Here is a 15412-nt window from a genome sequence, read left to right as displayed (position 1 = left end):
AGGCCGGGCGCCGAGACCCGACGGATGACTCTTCAGGTCTTTGTCAGCAAGCTGAAGAAACCTCATTCTTCCCTCCCGATCTGCGGAGGGAAGCTTTTTTCTGACGGATGATTTTCAAAATATTGGAGGAAGAACGGGTCAGCTTTATTGGCAAAGCATAAAAACCAGTGTTAAGATACATTTATTAGGTTGAAAGGGGCGGACGGTTTGATTCCAGTAAAGATTTTCATCGAGTCGACCATTGAACAGCCGGGAGAAGAGAAGGAAGTCATCGAGCAGGAATTGGACGGCCGTTTTCAAATGAAGGAAGAGGAATGGATTCTCCGTTATACCGAAAATGAAGGAAAGCCTGATGAAGTGCGGACATCGGTTCGTTCATTCCCGGAGAAAATCACGATCGCGCGCCAAGGACCTGTTTCGTACAGGCAGACCTATGCCCCTGGGAAAACCATGGAGAGCGTGGTTCATACTCCGGCGGGTAAGACGGAGATGGAAGTGACCACATTGGTGTATGAGCGTGACTGGTCTGGAAAGGAAGGCCGGATTCGCTTCACCTTTTTGCTTCATATGGGGAGCCAGGATCTGGGCCAATACCAATTAAGTTTGAAGTGGATGGAGGCTGGGAAATGAATCCGCTTGAGAGAAAGAAAGAGGAGTTGAAACAGGAAATCGAGCGGGCGGTCATCGCCGCCGATTTGGTAAAGGAAACGGACATTCCGGAGATCGTGCTGGAAGTGCCGCGGGAAAAGGAACATGGCGACTGGGCTACCAACATTGCCATGCAACTGACGAGGATTGCCCGCAAAAACCCCAGAGAGATCGCGCAAAAGATCGTTGCCGGGATTGACCGCGAACAAGTGGGCGTTCGCGACATTCAAATTGCCGGGCCCGGTTTTATCAATTTCTTTTTGGATCGTTCCTTCCTGACCGATGTGCTTGTGGAAATCAAACGGTCCGGAGATGCATACGGACGCTCGGACAGCGGTCAGGGTGAGAAGGTCAACGTGGAGTTTTGCAGTGCCAACCCCACAGGAAAGCTCCATCTCGGACATGCCCGCGGGTCGGCCGTCGGCGATGCCCTGTCCAACATTCTCGAGGCCGCCGGGTATGAGGTGACGCGCGAATATTACATCAACGACGCCGGCAATCAGATGAACATGATGGCCCAGTCCATTGAAGCCCGTTATTTTGAAGGCTTGGGAAAAGAGATCGAGTTCCCTGAGGACGGTTATCGCGGCGAGGAAATGATTGCGATCGCCGAGGAGCTGATCCAACAAGAGGGAGAGCGTTTGCTCGGGATGGATCGGGAAGAGCGGCTTCAGTTCCTCAAGGAATACGGGAAAAAGAAGCTGCTTGAGAAGATCAAGGATGATTTGCGTGATTACCGGGTCGAATTTGATGTATGGTTCAGCGAACAGTCCCTGTATCAGTCCGGAGCCATTGAGAAAACATTGACGGAGCTGAAGGAAAAAGGTTATACCTACGAACAGGACGGGGCCCTCTGGCTGCGCTCCACCGCTTTCGGAGACGACAAGGATCGCGTTCTGGTCAAGTCGGACGGTTCCTATACTTATTTGACGCCGGATATCGCTTATCACCGCAATAAGCTGGAACGGGGTTTCAACCGGATGATCAACGTCTGGGGAGCCGACCATCACGGCTACATCGCCCGGATGAAAGCGGCATTGCAGGCTCTGGGGAATGACCGGGACCGGTTGGATGTGGTTATCATCCAGATGGTGAAGCTGTACCAGGGCGGCGAACTGGTGAAAATGTCCAAGCGGACCGGAAAAGCGGTCACGCTGGAAGAGTTGATGAGCGAGGTTGGAGTGGATGCAGCCCGCTACTTCTTTGTGATGAGAAGCCCGGATTCCCATCTTGATTTTGATATAGATCTGGCTGTTTCCAAGTCCAATGAAAACCCGGTCTACTATGTGCAGTATGCCCATGCGCGGATCGCCAGTGTCTTCCGTCAGGCTGAGGAGAGAGGGTTGTCGGCGAAGTGGGATCAGGAGCACCTGTCCCGGTTGGAACTGGAACAGGAATTGGATTTGTTGCAGAAGCTTGGCGAGTTTGGCAGTGAGATCGCCACGGCGGCCCAGCAGTTGGCACCACACCGGGTTGTTCGTTATCTCTACGATCTGGCAACACAATTCCACAGTTATTACAATGCTCACCGCGTGATCACTGATGATGTGGAAAAATCGGAAGCGCGCCTGGCATTGCTCAGCGGCATTCGTCAAGTGATTGTCAACGGATTGAAATTGATCGGGGTCAGCGCGCCGGATCGTATGTAAGGAATTGCCGGCATTTGGTTCCGGCAAGGCGGCAAAAGCGCGGAATGCCAAAATTTCCTCTGTGTCCCCTTTTCCGGGATCCTGAGTTCCGACGGGTCAACGTTTAATCAGTGCAGAATCAGCCGGTGAAAAACCGGCTGTTTTTTTATATCGAGCGTTAAAATTAAGATGACTTGCGAATAAAGTAAATAGAAATGCATTTATCCAGTAAAGGTGTTTTATTCCCGGGGTGGTTTTAAAGCGCCATCGGGGGAAACGGCCTTCGTCTGCGGCGCAATCCCTTTCCGTGAATGTGGCAGCGCGGGCAGGGGACAGCGGGGCAGCATTCTGTTCTTCCCGCATTCGATCAAGGGCACAGATACCCGATTTTCCGCTGTGTTTTCTCGGATTTTTCTGCCGGTTTGTGCCGTAAATCATGAGCAGTGATAATTTATGAAAATTCCATGAAAAGGAATGCTATTTGCGTGAAATGTTTAAAAAAACGTAACATCCAGTTGCCTGAACTCAGCAGATAATAGGAGTACCGGGAAATATTTTTCTTCCCAAAATCCACCATATAAAGAAAAAGACGTACGGTGGATCATCGTTTGTCTGAATCAGATTGAGAGCAATTTGCGCTGAACTGGCGTGTGAAGGATAACAATGAATCAAGGAGATATGGTTAAATGGAAGGAATGAGGCTGGCAGGGAGATACGAGATCCTTCACCTGTTGGGTGGAGGAGGAATGGCTGTAGTCTACAAGGCAAAAGATCTGCTGCTGGATCGGTTTGTGGCAGTAAAAGTGATGAACGACTCGTTGGGGCACGATCCCGACTTTGTGCGACGGTTCATTCGTGAAGCCAAGGCTGCAGGCAGTTTATCCCATGCTAATGTAGTAAGTATTTATGATGTCGGACGTGAAGGGGACATCTTTTACATGGTGATGGAATGTGTAGAAGGGCCGTCCCTCATAGAAGTAATTCGAAAGGAAGGAACGCTTACACCGGAAAAAACGGTGATGATCGCATCCCAAATCTGTGATGCTTTGGCGCATGCACACAAAAACGGAATTATTCATCGTGATATCAAGCCGCATAATATTCTTGTTTCCCCGGATGAGCTGTACAAGGTGACGGACTTTGGCATTTCCTATACTCCGCGCGCTTCCACCATCACGCAAAAAGGATACGTGATGGGCTCGGCGCATTATTTCTCTCCGGAGCAGGCTTCCGGCGGGGAGATCCACTTTTCTTCCGATCTCTATTCGCTGGGGATTGTGATTTATGAGATGCTGACTGGCTCAGTTCCTTTTGACGGAGAAAGTTCCATTTCCGTTGCACTCAAACATATTCATGACCCTGTGCCTGATCCGCGGGAGCTTAATCCGCGAATTCCGGAAGAGTTGTGCCAGGTGATAATGAAGGCACTGGAGAAAGATCCGTTAAAACGCTATCAAACGGCTCAGGAAATGAAACAGGCGCTGCAGCAGGCCGTCATGATATTTAATCCTCCGCAACATGATTACGTTTCCCAGGTTTCCCAGGAAATAAAGCAGCCGCCCCATCGGGGAAGGAAATATTGGCTCAGGGGCGTCGCGGCGGTATCCGGGGTGCTCCTGCTGTTTCTCGGTTACCAGGCATTTGGCGCAGGATATCTGGAGAGTGATCAGCCGACGAACGGCAGTCCCGTACAAGCCGTGCAGCAGGGCAAGCAAATTCCGAAAGAGCATGGAGACCATAAATGGTGGAAGGAGCTGCCCAAAGAGAGCAGAGAGGAAAATGAGGCTTTTCGCGATATCCGGGTATCAGGAAGCAACGGGAATTACAAAGTGACGCTGAAAGTGGGCGATTTTCCGGAAGACACTTTTTACTATGACCTTTTCGTCGTCGACAGTTACAGTTCCCAAAGGGTTGATCAGGGCATTTCCGTTCACATCAAACATAAACCAGACCAACGTTACACGACCAAAACGGTAACTGTAACAATCCCTGAGCAACACCTGCCGGATTGGGGAATTGCCAAGATCATGTTTTACCGGCTGGGAGAAAACGGGAGAAAGATTTATGCCACCGACAATCTGTTGCAGATGTGGGGGCCGCTTCCCAAGTCGGTCGAGGAAAAAAAAGACAGGTCGAGCGCTTTGTGAAAAGATATACAAGGAGTCGCATCAAGCGGCTCTTTTTTGTTTTTGCCCGTTTCTGGACAGACAAGACTGATAATCGCTACAATAATAAAAATGACGAAATTTCGGCATATTTGATCACTTTTTGGCAGCTCGCGGATCGAGGTGAAATGGATGCCCATGAGGAATGAACCTGATCTTACCCGGGAAATCGTCTATGAATTTTTGGAGTGCCTGGATGAAGGAATCCATATCGTCAATGCAGACGGAATCACGGTATTTTACAATCGGGTTGCCTCCCGGTTGGACGGACTGTCCATCAAAGAGGTGATGGGGATGCATGTATTGGATGCGTTTCCTTCACTGACGAAAAAGACGAGCACACTGTTGAAAGTCCTGAAAACGGGTGAACCGATCGCCGAGCAGCACCAGACGTATATGAATCGCAAAGGGAAACAGATTAGCACAATCAACCGGACCATTCCGCTTCGCTCTGAAGGAAAGATCGTCGGAGCTGCTGAGATTTCCAAGGATATCACCCAGATCAAAGAGCTGGCGGAGCAAGTTCTTCAGCTGCAGGAAAGAATCCGCGAGCCACGGAGCAGGAAGGCGCAGAAGGAGAGCGCGTACTACTGTTTTGAGCAGATCGTGACGCAAAACTCACTCATGTTGAGGGAGATTGAAAAAGCAAAGCGGGCGGCCAGAACGGATTCCCCTGTTTTGGTAGTGGGGGAGACGGGAACGGGCAAAGAGCTGTTTGTACAATCGATCCACCGTGACTCGCCGAGAATGGGACGCCCCTTTATTGCCCAAAACTGTGCCGCCATTCCGTCCACTCTGCTGGAAGGGATTTTGTTCGGCACGGCCAAAGGGGCTTTTACCGGCGCTGAGGACCGGCCGGGCTTGTTTGAATTGGCAGACGGGGGAACCCTGTTTTTGGATGAGATCCATGCGATGCCGATTGATTTGCAGGCAAAATTGCTGCGCGTGCTGGAGGACGGCGGAGTGCGAAGGGTGGGAGGAACCCGGTTTCATTCCGTTGATGTGCGCATCATCGTCGCGACCAATGAAGACCCGCTGGAGAGTATTGAAAAGGGGCGCTTGCGGCGCGACCTCTTTCATCGGATCCACGTCGTCGGTCTCTATTTGCCTCCTCTCAGGGAACGAAAAGAAGATATTGAATGCCTGACGCACTATTTTTTCAGAAAATTAAAAGGACAATTGCCGACAACGGTTGAGGAAATTGCTGATGAGGTGATGGAAGCTTTTTTCCACTATGACTGGCCGGGGAATGTCAGGGAATTGGAACACACGCTGGAAGGCGCGCTAAATCTGGCAGAAGGGAAGGCAGTGAAACTGGAGCACCTCCCCCCGCATATGCAGAAAAAACAGAAAAAGGAGATGCTTCCGCTCCCAGGCCTTGACGGCAAGAGTTTGCGGGAAGTGCTCGGCGAATTGGAACAAAAGCTGATTTGCCTGGCGCTTGAAGAATCCGGAGGCAATGTGTTAAAAGCGGCCAAACTGCTGGGAATTCCGAGGCAAACCCTGCAATATAAACTGAAAAAGCGCGAAGGTTGATGTCGGTCGGAGATTTCCCCCGATTTTCTTGAATGTGAATGGATGGAATTTCAATCTTCGGGGGGGGTGGTACAGATTGGCCGCGTTTCCTTTCCTGCAAGGCGGCAAGCGCCCGGACGGAAGATTTGTTGCTTGGTGCCTCTTCACTCATGCAAATGCCATATTCTTGGTGTGCCCGATTCCGGGCACTTTTTTTCTGTTTGTGCGCTGAACGGCCGCCGGAAACAGGATTTGGTTATTGGCATGGTTATTGCATGAATAGTGAATGAATCCATCGGGAGGGGGATGGGGGTTTTGGACGGTCAAACAGGACATCCTTACGGACTGCACCGCGTGTTGGCGCCTGAGCGGGTTTTACCGCAACCAGCCTGGAAACTGGATGCCGAAAGTGATCTTTATGACAATGAGCTCCTGATCGCCGTGGAACGATTAAATATTGATTCCGCATCGTTCATGCAGATGCGGGAAGAGTGCCGCGACGATGTGAACAAGATAAAACAGTGCATATTGGAGATTGTGGCTGAAAGGGGAAAGATGCAAAATCCAGTCACCGGATCGGGCGGCATGTTGATCGGTACAGTGGAAAAAACAGGGCCGCGTTATCCGCATCGCCATGTACGGCCGGGGATGAAGATCGCGACGTTGGTCTCCCTGACCTTAACACCGCTCAAACTTGAACAGATTAACCGGGTTCATCTGGAGACGGGTCAAGTCGATGTAAAAGGCAAAGCGGTTCTTTTTGCCAGCGGTCCTTTTGCCATCCTGCCGGATGATCTCCCGGAAGCGGTGGCCCTGGCGGCTTTGGATGTTGCCGGTGCTCCGGCGCAGACAGCTCGACTCATCCGGGGGCGGGAGCGGATTGTGGTGATGGGAGCAGGCGGGAAGTCGGGGTTGCTGAGCCTCTGTCAGGCGTGGAAAAAGGCGGGGACAAACGGGCAAGTGATCGCATTGGAATCCCGGGCGGAAGCTTGCGCCGAAATCAGGCAGCTGGGATTGGCGCATCAGGTGCTGGAGGTGGATGCCACTGATCCGCTCGCCGTCTATGAGGCCGTGTCTGGTGCAACGGCTGGGGAAATGGCCGACCTTACGCTCAATTGTGTCAATGTGCCCGGAACGGAACTGCCGTCGATTCTGGCGACACGGGACGGGGGAACGATTTATTTCTTCAGTATGGCTGTCCGCTTTACGACTGCCGCGCTGGGAGCGGAAGGAATCGGCAAAGATGTGCAGATGATGATCGGGAATGGTTATGCTCCGGGACATGCGAAGTTGACATTGCAAACGCTTCGGGAGTGCCCGCCGCTCCTTGAATTGTTCCGGAAAAGGTATGGAAGCTGCTGACGGGATCATCAGAGAAGGGGGATTTGATCAAAGTGAAACGCGATTGGAAAGAGATTGAGCTGTGGAAAGATGTCACGGAGGAGCAGTGGAATGACTGGCTCTGGCAATTGACGCACACGATCCGCACGCTGGATGACCTGAGCAAGGTGATCAATTTGACCCCGGAAGAGATTGAAGGTGTCGGAATAAGCAAACAGACGATTCCGCTCAACATCACGCCGTACTACGCGCTGCTCATGGATCCGGATGACCCGAAGGATCCCATTCGCATGCAATCGGTTCCCGTCTCTTCCGAGCTGATTCGCACTCGATACGATATGGAAGATCCGCTGTTGGAGGATACGGACTCCCCGGTCAAGGGGCTGACCCATCGCTATCCGGACCGGGTGCTGTTTCTGATCACCAACCAATGTTCGATGTACTGTCGCTATTGTACACGCCGCCGCTTCTCCGGGCAAATCGGGATGGGTGTCCCGAAGAAGCAGATGGACGCCTGTATAGAGTATATCCGCAACACCCCGACGGTCAGGGATGTGCTTCTCTCCGGCGGGGACGGCCTCCTGGTCAATGACCGGATTCTCGAATATTTGCTCAGCAACCTGCGGGCCATCCCCCATGTGGAAATCATCCGTATCGGAACAAGGGCGCCGGTGGTCTTTCCCCAGCGGATTACGGAAAACCTGTGCAACATTTTGCGAAAATATCATCCCGTCTGGCTCAACACCCATTTCAACCATCCCAAGGAATTGACTCCGGAGGCCAGACGCGCCTGCGAGATGCTGGCTGACGCCGGAGTTCCGCTGGGAAATCAATCAGTCATTCTGGCCGGCATCAATGATTGTCCCCATGTGATGAAAAAGCTGATGCATGAACTGGTGAAAGTGCGTGTTCGCCCCTATTATATCTACCAGTGCGATTTGTCAGAAGGAATCGGCCATTTCCGCACACCGGTGTCGAAAGGGTTGGAGATTATCGAATATCTGCGCGGTCACACTTCCGGCTATGCCGTTCCGACCTTTGTCGTCGATGCTCCCGGCGGAGGAGGGAAAATTCCGCTCAGCCCCAACTATCTCATTTCGCAAAGCCCGTCCAAAACCGTTTTGCGCAACTTTGAAGGAGTGATTACCAGCTATCCGGAACCGAGCCAATACAAGCCGCATGATCCCGAGCATTGCGAGTACTGTCAGGCAGCCGGCAGCCAGACAGGGATTGCCGCATTGATGAGCGATCAGCGGATCAATCTTGAACCGAAACAGTTGTCCAGGGAAGACCGTCGCGCCGGACTGGAAGCAGATAAGGAAAAGCTGAAGCAATAGCAGGAGACGTCGCAAAACGATGAAGAGACCGGAAACCGTCGCGATTATCGGAATGTCCAAAAACGCCGGAAAAACAACGGTTCTAAACAGTCTCATCCGGCAGTTGTCCCGGCGAAAGCGCCTGGGAGTGCTGAGCATCGGTGTCGACGGAGAGGAACGTGACGCATGGAGCGGGAGAGAAAAGCCGGCCATTCGCTGTGATGAGGGGATGTTGGTTGCGTCGGCTGCTTCATGCTTTAACCTTTATCCCGGCAGTTTTGAAATGATCGGCTCCTGCGGTTTCCAATCGGCGATGGGGGAGATTTTGCTCGGCAAGGCGCGGCGGGGCAGCCGGATCAAACTGGCCGGGATCCCCGGCGCCGGACAAGTGCAGGCAGCCATCCGCAAACTGAAGGGGGCGGGTGCGGAACTGGTCTTGGTCGATGGGGCCTATGACCGCAAGTCTCTTTCCAGCCCGCTCATCAGCGATGCCGTGATCCTCGTCGTCGGGGCCTGTTTGCACCGGAGTCTGCCGCAGGTGGTGAAAAAGGCGGCCGAATTGCTGGCCATTCTCCGCCTGCCTACTGCTCCGTCCGCCGATCGTTTTTTTCATGAACAGGCGCAAACGGAAAAGAAAGTGATCGGTGTGGTTCAAGGCATGGGAGAACCGCTCCCCTTCTCCACCTTATTGGAATGGAAAGAAAAGAGAGAGGCATTTTCAAGCAAAAATTGGGAAGTGCTCATCATCCCCGGCTCACTGACAGACCGAATGCTCCGCATGCTGATGGAAGAAGGGGTGAAGGCGCGCTTGATCGTGCCGGATGCCACGCATTGCTTTTTTACACACAGCATGTTGCGCCGTTTTTTGCAGTGGGGCGGGGCGGTGGAAGTGGTTTATCCCACCCGGCTCCTGGGGGTGGCCGTGAACCCGGTTTCCCCCGACGGGTACGCGTTTCCTCCTTCGGAAATGAAAGAGCGAATCGCTGCAGTCGCCGCCCCGCTCCCGGTGTTTGATGTTGTACGCGATCCCTTGCTTGAAGGGGGATGGGAAGATGTTTTGCGATAAAGAGACAATGCGTGTTTTGCACTTGAACGAATGCCTGAATGTCTTTCAGCCGGTCACTCCGATGGGCAGAGAGACATGGCGCGAGCTGAAACCGTTTTTGCCCGGTGAGGAAGAAGCGTGGCAACGTTCTTTGGCCGAGCAGGCTGAATGGCAGCGCCTTCTGCCCGACGGGTCAAAGGAGCGCAATCAGGTGCTGCTTCACCTGGCCCGGATGCCGGATCCCGATCCCATCGTTGCGAAATTGAAACAGGGACGAGCGCTTCAGTTGACGGAATGGTTTCATATGAAGGCTTTCCTCTGGCACTTGTTTCGGCTTTCGGACTTATTGCCTCCTTTATGCTTATTGTCCGATGCGGACAGGCGGGATGTGCACACGCTATTGCGCGCGCTCAATCCGGGCGGTCCGCTCGTTCCTTCATTTTGGATTGATGATGCGTACGACCCGGCGCTGGCCGCAAACCGGAAGCTCTTGAAAAAATACGAGCGGGAACGGGAGAAAAGGAAGGAACAGAAAGCGGTCGATCTGGAAACTCGCTATTCCCTTCGCCGCAACCGCCTGGGGGAATGGGTCGTCGAACGCGGTTCCCCCCTCGATCTGGCGTTGCGGGAGGAGGCAGAGCTGATCCGGGTACGGGAAACAGTCTATGATGCCGTCTATCACTTGGCTGAACCGGAGCAGGAATCCAGGGAAGTCGGGGAATTGACGATGCGCGTGGAAGCGTTGGAACGGGAGATCCTTGAACGTTTGACTGCGTTTTTTCTTCCCTATGCGCCAAAACTGGAAGACTGGATCAACCGGGTGGCTCATTTTGATTTGCAGTTGGCGCGAATCCGTGCCGCGGAAACCTGGCGGGGGACGAAGCCTGTTTACGACCCGCACCGGATGGAGATCCGTGGCGGTTTTCACCCGTGGATGGCTCGCATGCTTGAAGCGGAGGGGAAGGAATGCACTCCGATTGACTGTGTACTGCACCAGGGGACGACCGTGGTGATCGGGGCCAATATGGGAGGAAAGACGGCAGCTCTGAAAACGATGGGGATGATTGCCCTTCTTTCACAGTATGGTTTTTTTGTGCCGGCTGCTTCCTGCAAACTCCCCCTGTTCGCCTGGGTCAGGGGAATCATCGGAGATTTGCAGGACGCAGAGGCCGGTTTAAGCAGTTTTGGCTCGGAGATTGCGCGCCTGCGGGACAGTATGGACTTGGGAGACGGCGGACTTCTGCTGTTGGACGAAATCGGAAGAGGAACCAATCCGGCAGAAGGAGCGGCCCTAGCGCGGGCGATTGCCGGACATTTTACCCGGCGCCGGTTGTGGAGCGTTCACGTGACCCATTATCAGGAAGTGCTTGAAGTCAAAGGGGTTCGCGGTTACCGCGTGGCCGGTTTTTCACGGTCACGGGAGCAGCAGGGGAGCCTTTTGCCGGAAGATCTGCAACAGGCAATCGCCGTGGGAATGGACTATCGTTTGCTCCCGCTGAAGCCTGGTGAAACCATTCCGCATGAGGCGCTGTGGATTGCTGAACGTTTGGGGCTTGATCCCGCAATCGTCGAAGAAGCGAAGAGTGGTTTGCGAAAGGAGGAGGAGTCCGGGTGGAAGAAAAATTGAGACTCGACCCGGTTCTGATCAGCAGGGCGAGGGAAGCGGCGGCGGCGATCGCTTCCAGCGTTGACAATTTTATCGCCCGGCGGACGACGGTAGCCGTGGAACGCACCAATCTCCGTTTAATGGGAATCGACGGGGTGGATGCCGACGGTGTCCCCTTGCCCAATGTCGTGGTTGATCACCTGCTCGAAAAGGGAGTGTTGGAGCTGGGGGCGTCCGGATGGGTGGTGAATGCCTCGCTCCAGTTGGGTCTGTCCCCGTGTGACGTGGCGGAAAAAGTGGCATGCGGTTCCCTGGACCTGACGGCGATCGGGCAGTCGGAACCGGCCCGGATCAGGGACGCTGCAAGGCAGCTGGCGCAGCAATGCCTCGACCGGATTCGGAACAACCGCTTGAAACGGGATCAGCTGATCCGGCGGCTGGGAGAAGGGAAAAAGCCGTATCTCTATGTGATCGTGGCCACCGGCGACATTTATGAGGACGTGGTGCAAGGGCGTTCCGCGGCAAGGCAGGGAGCGGATATTATTGCCGTCATTCGCAGCACGGGGCAGAGTTTGCTCGATTATGTTCCGTATGGCCCGACCAGAGAAGGGTACGGCGGTACGTATGCCACCCAGGAAAATTTCCGCATCATGCGCCAGGCGCTCGATGAAGTTGGCGAGGAAGTGGGCCGTTATATCCGTTTGTGCAATTACTGCTCCGGGCTGTGCATGCCGGAGATCGCCGCGATGGGAGCGATGGAGCGGCTGGATGTGATGCTGAACGATGCCCTATACGGGATTTTGTTCCGCGATATCAATATGCAGCGGACGTTGATTGATCAGGCTTTTTCACGAATGATCAACAGTTATGCCGGCATCATGATCAATACCGGGGAAGACAATTACCTGACTACGGCCGATGCGGTCGAAGCGGCGCATACGGTACTTGCTTCCCAGTTTATCAATGAGCAACTGGCGCTTTTGTCCGGACTGCCTCCGGAGCAGATGGGATTGGGTCATGCCTTTGAGATGAACCCCGATCTGGAGGACGGCTTTCTCATGGAGCTGGCGCAGGCGCAGATGGCCCGCCAGATTTTCCCCGACGCCCCGCTGAAATATATGCCCCCGACCAAGCATATGACCGGAAATATTTTTAAAGGGCATATTCAGGATGCGTTGTTCAACCTGGTCAGCATTATGACCGGGCAGGGAGTCCAGTTGCTCGGAATGATGACCGAAGCGATGCACACCCCGCACATCCACGACCGGCAGCTGGCGATAGAAAATGCGCAATATATCTTTCATAACGCCCGCCATCTCGGCGAGGAGATTCTCTTTAAGCCAGGGGGGAGATTGGAACGGCGGGCGCAGGAGGTGCTGTACAAGGCGGCGAAAATGCTGGAGGAAGTGAAGGAGATCGGGTTGTTCTCTGCTTTGGAACAAGGCATGTTCGCCGATGTGAAGCGCTCTTTTACCGGTGGGAAAGGGCTGGCCGGTGTACTCGAAAAGGCGGAGGGTTATTTCAATCCGTTTGAAGAGGAACTGAGAGCGCGGCTCGGTTTGCAGGCAAGGGAGGGGGATCGTGATGAGCGTGGATTTTACACGGGTTAAACCTTACGGGGATACACTGGACGACGGTGCGGTGCAGCTGAGCTTCACCCTGCCCGTTCCCTGTGGCGAAGAGGCGAGGGAAGCTGCCCGCCGGCTCACCGCCAAAATGGGGCTGGATGAACCTCAGGTCTACCATATGAAGGATTTGGGCGAGGGATACACCTTTTTCATCGTTTATGGCAAATGCCGGCATCACATCGATTTCACATTGATTAAGGTGGCAAAGGTGAAAAGCGAGGTAATGGACTTTTACGAAATCAATCGGTTCATCAAGGAGCGGATCGGGCGCAAAATCGTGGTGGTCGGAGCCTGTACGGGTACCGATGCCCATACGGTCGGTATCGATGCCATCATGAACATGAAAGGGTATAACGGGGAATACGGACTGGAGCGATATCCTGAAATCGACGCCTATAACCTCGGCAGCCAGGTGGAAAATGAGGTGCTGCTGGAAAAAGCGCTGGAGTTAAATGCCGATGTGTTGCTCGTATCGCAGATTGTCACGCAAAAGGGGGTCCATATCACCAACCTGACCGAGTTGGTGGAGCTGGTCGAAGCGGAAGGATTGCGGGATCGGTTTATCCTGATCTGCGGAGGTCCGCGCATCACTCATGAACTGGCGCTGGAATTAGGCTATGACGCCGGGTTCGGGCCGGGTACGCTGGCGCCGCAGGTGGCTTCTTACTTTGTGCAGGAAATCCATAACCGGATGACAAGGGGGATTGAAGCAAAATGAAGAAGACAAAACCTGGGAAGAGAACCATTCCCAGGTTTGACGAAAATCGACGGGATTATTTTATGTCCCAGTAGAAGTCTTGGTTGGCATAAGGCACTTCATTTTCGATCGGTTGATCATCAGGGACAATTTTCTTGATGTGGACGACATAATAGGTCTTGAATTCGGGATCATTGATCATGGAAATCTCAATCAGCCCTTTTTTCTCCAGGCTCTCAATCGCCAGCGCCGCTTTTGAGTAAGGATAGTCAAGTACTTTGGCGAGACGGTAATGGGAGGTGACCAATTCTCCCTTGGAAAGAGGAATTTTAAAATCTTCGTCTGTCATGTCCTCGTAGGCGGCGAGACGGCACAGTTCATAATAGACGAAGCGTTCCGCCGCAGGAAGTTTGTCGACAACCGAATATGGAATGCTTAACGTATGAGGTTTCATGCTGTTCTCCTCCCGTTATATGTTTCATTCTAAAAATCAAAGGGCATGCCGCTCGCCTTGATCTTTTCAAAGGCCACGGATAGATGGGGTGCCGCGCCCACGGAGGGATTGGCCGGAGAAGCGGATGCCGAAAGGGGTTGCGGGTTTAGCTGTCCCATACAATAAGCGAACAAAAGATTTTTCACCAATCCGGAAAAATTGATATCCTCCCGGTCGGCAAACCGGAGAAGTTCCAATTCGACCGCATCTTCCGTATTAAAGGAGACCTGGCGCCGTTCCCGTTTCTTGTAGTCTCTCATTCGCCGAGCGTCTCCTTTCCAAGCGCATAATAGCCGAGAGCATTGGCGAATTGGGGGTCTTCAAACGTTGTGGCAAACTGGAAGCCGACACGCTTAAACGGTTCTACCAAATCGTGTGCCTTTCCCCCAATCAGCTCAACCACATCGGTAATATTCCACATCCCGCCCAAATGGCCGACGATCATGGAGGCCATTTCCTCGGGATCCGCTTCCCGCACGTTGTCCCAGCCTTTGGGGATTGTTCCGCTCTCGCGGTCAATGAAGATGCCATCTTTGAACGTGGCGTAGTTGGTCGTTCGTGCCCCCGGGTCGACGATGCGCACCGTTCCCATCCGGCGGTGCACCCAGTAGGCCGCTCCTCCCTCAATTGTAATCGCCGCTTTTGTGATATGCAGTTTGCGATATGTACCATTTAAAATAATTTCATGTTCACCTTCCAACTTCGCCCGCAGCCGTGCACGTTCATCCTCTTTATACATATTGATCGGCACACCTGTCACCAGTTTGACCTCGCCGATTGCCCCTGCCTGAAACAGTGCCGTCAGAACAAGCAACACCGTCTCTATGTTCACCTTGCTCTCCGTCATCATCTGTCTTGTAAACGAGCCTTCTCTTTCCGCAAGCTGCCCGATAAAATAGTCCTTCCCCTGATAACGGATCTCCATATCCTCCTCCAGCGTCTGCACAAATGTGCGTTGCCGGGCTTTTGACACCTTGCTCGGAAACGAGAATTTTCTGTTGCCGGTAATGGTTTTGACATAGGCCCGTCCGGCATCAACTGCGACCAACATGCTTGAACCACCTTCCCAATGTTGAAGACGAATGTCATGACTGTTGTCACAGAACTTCGTTAAATGATGACAGCAGTCAGTACTTCGGTCGTCATAAAATAAAAAAGAGAGGACAGAAGTCCGTACAAAAGTACACAAAAATGCGATGAGTGGTACATTGTACGGACTACTGTCCATTATAGTGGGATTAAAGCGGTATTTATATAGAAATATTTATATAAAAAATGAATTATTCATCAAAACAAAGATGTTTTCCCGCCAAAAACCAAAGCACATTCC

Annotated in this window: 13 protein-coding genes; 10 read left to right on the top strand and 3 right to left on the bottom strand. The window is 53.0% G+C overall.

What is annotated here, in order from left to right; all coding sequences use genetic code 11:
* Positions 1-207: 207 nt before the first annotated feature.
* The 10 genes from I8U18_RS08410 to kamE all read left to right on the top strand — a co-directional run bounded on the left by I8U18_RS08410 (position 208) and on the right by kamE (position 13610).
* Positions 208-630: a YwiB family protein gene (locus I8U18_RS08410; protein WP_033100449.1), complete on the top strand. Its 423-nt coding sequence runs from the start codon at positions 208-210 to the stop codon at positions 628-630.
* Positions 627-2297, top strand: coding sequence for an arginine--tRNA ligase (argS, locus tag I8U18_RS08405; protein ID WP_198064685.1), 1671 nt, complete (start codon positions 627-629; stop codon positions 2295-2297). Before I8U18_RS08410 ends, argS begins: the two co-directional genes overlap by 4 nt.
* Positions 2298-2962: 665 nt before the next feature.
* Entirely contained in the window at positions 2963-4423 is a 1461-nt protein-coding gene (locus I8U18_RS08400; RefSeq protein ID WP_198055572.1) for a protein kinase domain-containing protein, read from the top strand.
* Positions 4424-4579: 156 nt separating this feature from the next.
* Positions 4580-5977: a sigma-54 interaction domain-containing protein gene (locus I8U18_RS08395; protein ID WP_309485160.1), complete on the top strand. Its 1398-nt coding sequence runs from the start codon at positions 4580-4582 to the stop codon at positions 5975-5977.
* 294 nt (positions 5978-6271) lie between these two features.
* Complete coding sequence (gene kdd / locus I8U18_RS08390; RefSeq protein WP_232331029.1) at positions 6272-7318, top strand: L-erythro-3,5-diaminohexanoate dehydrogenase; 1047 nt, start codon at positions 6272-6274, stop codon at positions 7316-7318.
* Positions 7319-7341: 23 nt separating this feature from the next.
* Positions 7342-8634 (top strand): lysine 2,3-aminomutase, encoded by a 1293-nt coding sequence (gene kamA, locus I8U18_RS08385; RefSeq protein WP_052154095.1) that lies wholly within the window; start codon positions 7342-7344, stop codon positions 8632-8634.
* A 19-nt stretch (positions 8635-8653) separates the two neighbouring features.
* Positions 8654-9679 carry a lysine 5,6-aminomutase reactivase subunit KamB gene (gene kamB, locus I8U18_RS08380; protein WP_198064684.1) on the top strand — a complete coding sequence of 342 codons (1026 nt, stop codon included), beginning with the start codon at positions 8654-8656 and terminating at the stop codon, positions 9677-9679.
* Complete coding sequence (kamC, locus tag I8U18_RS08375) at positions 9666-11285, top strand: lysine 5,6-aminomutase reactivase ATPase KamC (RefSeq protein WP_198064683.1); 1620 nt, start codon at positions 9666-9668, stop codon at positions 11283-11285. Before kamB ends, kamC begins: the two co-directional genes overlap by 14 nt.
* Entirely contained in the window at positions 11270-12874 is a 1605-nt protein-coding gene (gene kamD / locus I8U18_RS08370) for a lysine 5,6-aminomutase subunit alpha (RefSeq protein WP_198059373.1), read from the top strand. The genes kamC and kamD overlap by 16 nt, the downstream gene beginning before the upstream one ends.
* A complete protein-coding gene (gene kamE, locus I8U18_RS08365; RefSeq protein WP_198064682.1) occupies positions 12849-13610 on the top strand; it encodes a lysine 5,6-aminomutase subunit beta in 762 nt (253 codons plus the stop codon). The genes kamD and kamE overlap by 26 nt, the downstream gene beginning before the upstream one ends.
* Before the next feature lie 55 nt (positions 13611-13665).
* Here kamE and I8U18_RS08360 read toward each other — a convergent pair whose 3' ends face one another.
* From I8U18_RS08360 to I8U18_RS08350, 3 genes are read right to left on the bottom strand one after another with little or no spacing between them, the layout of a single operon-like run.
* Positions 13666-14043: a hypothetical protein gene (locus tag I8U18_RS08360; protein WP_198064681.1), complete on the bottom strand. Its 378-nt coding sequence runs from the start codon at positions 14041-14043 to the stop codon at positions 13666-13668.
* Positions 14044-14072: 29 nt separating this feature from the next.
* A complete protein-coding gene (locus I8U18_RS08355; protein WP_033100440.1) occupies positions 14073-14342 on the bottom strand; it encodes a hypothetical protein in 270 nt (89 codons plus the stop codon).
* The gene (locus I8U18_RS08350) at positions 14339-15133 is read right to left on the bottom strand and encodes a ParM/StbA family protein (RefSeq protein WP_033100439.1); all 795 of its coding nucleotides are present in this window, start codon (positions 15131-15133) and stop codon (positions 14339-14341) included. The genes I8U18_RS08355 and I8U18_RS08350 overlap by 4 nt, the downstream gene beginning before the upstream one ends.
* Between the last annotated feature and the right edge of the window lie 279 nt (positions 15134-15412).

Source organism: Thermoactinomyces sp. CICC 10522, assembly GCF_016055075.1.
Taxonomy (GTDB): Bacteria; Bacillota; Bacilli; order Thermoactinomycetales; family Thermoactinomycetaceae; genus Thermoactinomyces_A; species Thermoactinomyces_A daqus.
This window is presented reverse-complemented; position numbering and strand designations above follow the sequence as displayed.

Bases quoted from the DNA above. Each gene is read 5' to 3' on its own strand.
- argS (WP_198064685.1), top strand. From the start codon at position 627: ATGAATCCGCTTGAGAGAAAGAAAGAGGAGTTGAAACAGGAAATCGAG.
- I8U18_RS08400 (WP_198055572.1), top strand. From the start codon at position 2,963: ATGGAAGGAATGAGGCTGGCAGGGAGATACGAGATCCTTCACCTGTTG.
- I8U18_RS08395 (WP_309485160.1), top strand. From the start codon at position 4,580: ATGAGGAATGAACCTGATCTTACCCGGGAAATCGTCTATGAATTTTTG.
- kamB (WP_198064684.1), top strand. From the start codon at position 8,654: ATGAAGAGACCGGAAACCGTCGCGATTATCGGAATGTCCAAAAACGCC.
- kamC (WP_198064683.1), top strand. From the start codon at position 9,666: ATGTTTTGCGATAAAGAGACAATGCGTGTTTTGCACTTGAACGAATGC.
- kamE (WP_198064682.1), top strand. From the start codon at position 12,849: ATGAGCGTGGATTTTACACGGGTTAAACCTTACGGGGATACACTGGAC.
- I8U18_RS08360 (WP_198064681.1), bottom strand. From the start codon at position 14,043: ATGAAACCTCATACGTTAAGCATTCCATATTCGGTTGTCGACAAACTT.
- I8U18_RS08355 (WP_033100440.1), bottom strand. From the start codon at position 14,342: ATGAGAGACTACAAGAAACGGGAACGGCGCCAGGTCTCCTTTAATACG.
- I8U18_RS08350 (WP_033100439.1), bottom strand. From the start codon at position 15,133: ATGTTGGTCGCAGTTGATGCCGGACGGGCCTATGTCAAAACCATTACC.